Below are 4,888 nucleotides of genomic sequence, written 5' to 3'. Positions count from 1 at the left end.
ATGGGCGACTGCGGCAGCCCGTCGGTCAGCCAGGTGCTCACCACCGCGCCGCAGCCGGCGCCGCCTGGCGCGGGCCGCTGTGTGCTGACGCTGGTGGCGATCGATTCCGGCCCCAACGCGGGGGCCAACACCCTGCTGGAGTCCTCCCCCGGCCCGGGCCAGCCCAAATTCGCGGTGGGAGACCATATTCGGCTCGTCCGGCAGGTCGACGACCAGGGCGCCACCAGTTACGCGTTCTACGACTTCGAACGCGGCTGGTCGCTGGTTGCCCTGGCCGTCGCGTTCGCGGTAGTGGTCGTCGCGGTGGCGCGGTGGCGGGGGCTGCTGGCGCTGGTGGGCATCGCGGTCGCTTTCGGGGTGCTGGTGGTGTTCGTGCTGCCGGCCCTGCGCGACGGCGCGCCCGCGGTCCCGGTGGCGCTGGTGGGCGCGGCCGCGATCCTCTATGCGGTCATCTATCTGGCCCACGGCGTGAGCCTGCGGACCAGCGCCGCGCTGCTGGGCACGCTGACGTCGCTGCTGCTGGCGGCTGGACTGTCCTGGGCCGCAATCCAACTGGCGCATCTGACCGGCTTGTCCGACGATCAGAACGCGACCGTCGGCGCGTATCTGGGCAACGTGTCGATCAGCGGCCTGCTGCTCGCCGGCTTCATCATCGGGTCGCTGGGTGTGCTCAACGACGTGACGGTGACCCAGGCCTCGACGGTGTTCGAGCTCGCCCACCTCGGCGGCTCACGACGCGCAATCTTCTTGGGCGCCATCCGAGTTGGCCGCGATCACATCGCCAGCACGGTGTACACGCTGGTGCTGGCCTACGCCGGGAGCTCGCTGCCGCTTCTGTTGCTGTTCAGCGTGGCCAACCGTTCGCTGACCGACGTGTTGACGGGCGAGAGCGTGGCCATCGAGATCGCCCGGTCCGCGGTGGGCGGCATCGCGCTGGCGTTGTCGGTGCCGCTGACGACGGCGATCGCCGCGGCGCTGGCCAAGCCTAGTGAAATCGGCTCCGCTCCAACAGATCCAGCAGGTAGCCGCCATAGCCGGACTTGAGCAGGGTGTTGGCTCGCTCGGCCAGCTGCTCGTCGGTGATCCAGCCCTGCTGCCACGCAACTTCCTCGGGGACGCTGACCTTCAGGCCTTGGCGTCGTTCCAGCGTTCGCACGAAGTCGCTGGCGTCCAGCAGGGAGTCGAACGTGCCGGTGTCGAGCCAGGCCGTTCCGCGGGCCATCACCTCGACCGACAGCTTGCCCCGGCTCAGATAGATCTGGTTGACCTCGGTGATCTCGTATTCGCCGCGCGCCGACTTCTTCAGGCCCTTGGCGATCTCGATCACGTCGTTGTCGTAGAAATACAGACCCGGCACCGCGTAATTGGATTTCGGCGTCTGGGGTTTCTCCTCCAGCGACAGCGCCATGCCGTCGTCGCTGAACTCGACCACGCCGTACGCCGACGGGTTGGCCACCCAATACGCGAATACCGCTCCGCCGCTGATCTTTTGGAAGCGGCTCAGGCTGGTGCCCAACCCGGGGCCGTAGAAGATGTTGTCCCCCAACACCAGAGCCACCGAGTCGGTGCCGATGTGGTCGGCGCCGAGGACGAACGCCTGGGCCAGGCCGTCGGGGCGTTCCTGCGTCACGTAGCTGATGCTGATCCCGAACTGCGAGCCGTCGCCCAGGAGCCGCTCGAAGCCCGCCGCGTCGTGCGGGGTGGTGATCACCAAGATGTCCCGGATCCCGGCCATCATCAGCGTGGACAGCGGATAGTAGACCATCGGCTTGTCGTACACCGGCAACAGCTGCTTGCTGATTCCCACGGTGATCGGGTGCAGGCGCGTGCCCGAGCCGCCGGCCAAAATAATGCCGCGCATGAGTGGCTCCCCTATTCCACTGCTTAGTTGACGAGGTCGGATTCGGTGAGTTCGGTGGCCGCCAGCGCCGACGCCAGGTCCTCGTGCCGGAACACGGACGTCACGTGGTCGTGCACCACCCGGAACGCCGACGCGGCGGACGTCACCGCCCCGGGGTCGTCCTGGGCGCTCACCTTCTGCTCGGCCACCACGACGCCGTCGTGCACGTACATCCGGCCCAGCTCCGCCGTGCCGCGCGGGGAAGCGGCCCACCGGCGCAGCGCCTCATGCCCCTGCGCGGCCCCGTGCGCGTCACCGATCTCGATGTCATCGCTCGACAGGGCCACCAGGGTTTCCAGGTCGGACGCGTTGAGCGCGTCGTGCCATGCCAGGACGGTGGCGATCTCCGAAGTGGTCATGGAGTGCAAGTTACCGTGTGCGCCATCTCGCCGTGGCTAGAGCGGGGTACGGTCCAGCCAGTTCTGCCACACCGCCTCGTCGCCGAACAGCGCGATGCCCGTGTCGGCGAGCGGCACCCGGCGCAGGATGGCCAGCAGCAACTCGGTCGCCCCGCCCCGCAGCGCAGCGGTGCCCTTGCCGTGCTCGTGCGCCCAGGTGATGCGGCCGGCGTCGACGCCGATCGTCCACTCGCCGGCCTCGCCGAGGCCGGGGTCGGTGGCGTGCAGGTGCAGGGTCTCGCCGTCCCCGAGCGGAAGCGGCGCCCCCTGCGCGCCGGCCTGGATCGCGACCCGCTCGAGCCATTCGGTGATCCCGTCGGCGGCGACGTCGGCGGCCAGCGTGAACTCCGCTCCCAGGGCGATGGCCGCGTCGGCCCGGTGCACGGCCACCTCGTGCAGGCGGCGACGCACCCACCAGTTCGCCGGGCGCTGCCCGAGAAAGGTCCACACCGGGGTTTCCACGCCCGTCAGCTCGACCGCATCGACCAGCCGTTGTGCACCGCCCCGCAACCAGGAGGCCGCATCGGCCGGGTCGGGTGGCGGCTTGCCGCCTTCGACGGACCGGAAGTCGAGGAACTCCTGGAGCCGCTCGCGCACGATCTGTGCCGCCCAGCGGTCGCCGCGGCCGACGTGGCGCAGGAGCTGGTTGAGGTCCCACCCCGGGCAGGTCGGCACGGGCTTGGACTGGTCCGCATGGCGGAAAAGCTCCGAAAAAGCGCGGTTCTCTTCGAGGAATGCGCCGGCATAGTCCACGCGGGTCAGGCTACTCGGCGGCTTCGCGCCGCGCGTCACGCCAGCGTGGCATTCGCCGGTCGGCGCCACGCTGGCGTGACGCGCGGGGCCGGGACACCTCAGGGTCGCGGCGCGCCCAGCCGGAACACCCGCCAGCCCGCCTGCTTCCAGCGGGCGGCGTCGAGGCAGTTGCGGCCGTCGACGATGACCCGGGCCCGGACGCGGTCGGCCAGGTCGGCCGGATCGAGGTCGATGAACTGCCGCCACTCGGTGAGCACCAGCACCGCGTCGGCGCGGTCGCAGGCCTCCTCGACGGAGACCGCGTAGTTCAGCGTCGGGAACAGCCGCTGCGCGTTGTCCAGCGCCTTGGGGTCGTAGACGTTGACCGCGGCGCCGTTGAGCTGTAGCTGCCCGGCGACGTTGAGCGCGGGCGAGTCGCGCACATCGTCGGATTCGGGCTTGAACGCCGCGCCGAGGACGGCGATGTTCGCGCCCAGCAGCGAGCCGCCGCACGCGGCGCTGGCCAGCTCCACCATCCGGGTGCGCCGGCGCATGTTGATGCTGTCGACCTCGCGCAGGAACGTCAGCGCCTGGTCGGCGCCCAGTTCACCGGCGCGGGCCATGAAGGCGCGGATGTCCTTGGGCAGGCAGCCCCCGCCGAAACCCAGACCCGCGTTGAGGAATTGGCGTCCGATGCGGGGGTCGTAACCGAGCGCGTCGGCCAGCACGCTGACGTCGGCGCCGGCGGCCTCGCACACCTCGGAGATAGCGTTGATGAACGAAATCTTGGTCGCCAGAAAGGCATTAGCCGAAACCTTGACCAGCTCCGCGGTCTGCAGGTCGGTCACCAGGAACGGCACGCCGTCGGCGAGCAAGGGGCCATACAGCTCACGCACCGCCGTCTCGGCGCGCGTCGAATCCTGTTGCACGCCAAGCACGATGCGGTCCGGATGCAGCGTGTCGTGCACCGCATAGCCCTCGCGCAGGAATTCGGGGTTCCAGGCGATCTCGACGTCGACACCGTCCGGCGCCAGCGCGGCCGCGCGGTGGTTCAGTTCGGCGGCGGTCCCCACCGGAACGGTCGACTTCCCCACCAGCACCGACGATCTCGTCAGCCGCGGCACCAGCGCGTCGACGACGGCGTACACGTGGCGCAGGTCGGCGGCGTACTCGCCCTTCTTCTGCGGCGTGCCGACGCCGAGGAAGTGCACGTCGGCGAACTCGGCCGCCATGTCGTAGTCGGTGGTGAACCGCAGCCGCCCCGCCGCCAGGTTCTTGGTCAGCAGCTTGCGCAGCCCCGGCTCGTAGAACGGAATGTCACCGCCGGCGAGCTTGGCGACCTTGCCCGGGTCGATGTCGACCCCGATCACCTCGTGGCCCAGTTCCGCCATTCCGACGGCGTGGGTGGCGCCCAGATATCCGGTGCCGAAGACGGTGCATCGCATATAACCGGTGTAGGTCGCCGCGATGAGCTAACTGCATCGGCCCGCTGATCGGGAGGCAAACGGCAGATGACAGGTGGTGCTGAGGCTCCCGCCATCGGGCTAGCGGCGATCGCAAGCGCGGCGCAGCCGGGCGAAGCGGGTCGCCGCCATCGGGCTAGCGGCGATCGCAAGCGCGGCGCAGCCGGGCGAAGCGGGTCGCCGCCATCGGGCTAGCGGCGATCGCAAGCGCGGCGCAGCCGGGCGAAGCGGGTCGCCGCCATCGGGCTAGCGGCGATCGCAAGCGCGGCGCAGCCGGGCGAAGCGGGTCGCCGCCATCGGGCTAGCGGCGATCGCAAGCGCGGCGCAGCCGGGCGAAGCGGGTCGCCGCCATCGGGCTAGCGGCGATCGCAAGCGCGGCGCAGCCGGGCGAAGCG

5 protein-coding genes are annotated in these 4,888 nt (G+C 70.2%); 1 reads left to right on the top strand and 4 read right to left on the bottom strand.

From position 1 onward, the window contains the following. A partial coding sequence (locus A9X03_RS20095) for a YibE/F family protein (RefSeq protein WP_068262612.1) occupies positions 1 to 1,044 on the top strand: 1,044 nt, incomplete at its 5' end. Here the strand turns inward: A9X03_RS20095 and rfbA are convergent. From rfbA to A9X03_RS20075, 4 genes are all read right to left on the bottom strand, one after another. Further along, positions 986 to 1,861 carry a glucose-1-phosphate thymidylyltransferase RfbA gene (gene rfbA / locus A9X03_RS20090; RefSeq protein WP_067779192.1) on the bottom strand — a complete coding sequence of 292 codons (876 nt, stop codon included), beginning with the start codon at positions 1,859 to 1,861 and terminating at the stop codon, positions 986 to 988. The two genes, A9X03_RS20095 and rfbA, sit on opposite strands and share 59 nt — an antisense overlap. Before the next feature lie 23 nt (positions 1,862 to 1,884). Then, complete coding sequence (locus A9X03_RS20085) at positions 1,885 to 2,259, bottom strand: nuclear transport factor 2 family protein (RefSeq protein ID WP_067758450.1); 375 nt, start codon at positions 2,257 to 2,259, stop codon at positions 1,885 to 1,887. A gap of 36 nt (positions 2,260 to 2,295) precedes the next feature. Further along, positions 2,296 to 3,051, bottom strand: a complete 756-nt coding sequence (locus A9X03_RS20080; protein WP_067779212.1) for a maleylpyruvate isomerase family mycothiol-dependent enzyme — start codon at positions 3,049 to 3,051, stop codon at positions 2,296 to 2,298. A 98-nt stretch (positions 3,052 to 3,149) separates the two neighbouring features. Next, positions 3,150 to 4,475 (bottom strand): UDP-glucose/GDP-mannose dehydrogenase family protein, encoded by a 1,326-nt coding sequence (locus A9X03_RS20075; RefSeq protein WP_067758447.1) that lies wholly within the window; start codon positions 4,473 to 4,475, stop codon positions 3,150 to 3,152. Between the last annotated feature and the right edge of the window lie 413 nt (positions 4,476 to 4,888).

It is taken from the genome of Mycobacterium sp. E1715 (genome assembly GCF_001667625.1).
In the GTDB taxonomy this organism is placed as follows: Bacteria; Actinomycetota; Actinomycetes; order Mycobacteriales; family Mycobacteriaceae; genus Mycobacterium.
This window is presented reverse-complemented; position numbering and strand designations above follow the sequence as displayed.

What these genes read in the sequence shown, in the direction of transcription:
- rfbA (WP_067779192.1), bottom strand. Translation starts at nt 1,861, where the DNA reads ATGCGCGGCATTATTTTGGCCGGCGGCTCGGGCACGCGCCTGCACCCG.
- A9X03_RS20085 (WP_067758450.1), bottom strand. Translation starts at nt 2,259, where the DNA reads ATGACCACTTCGGAGATCGCCACCGTCCTGGCATGGCACGACGCGCTC.
- A9X03_RS20075 (WP_067758447.1), bottom strand. Translation starts at nt 4,475, where the DNA reads ATGCGATGCACCGTCTTCGGCACCGGATATCTGGGCGCCACCCACGCC.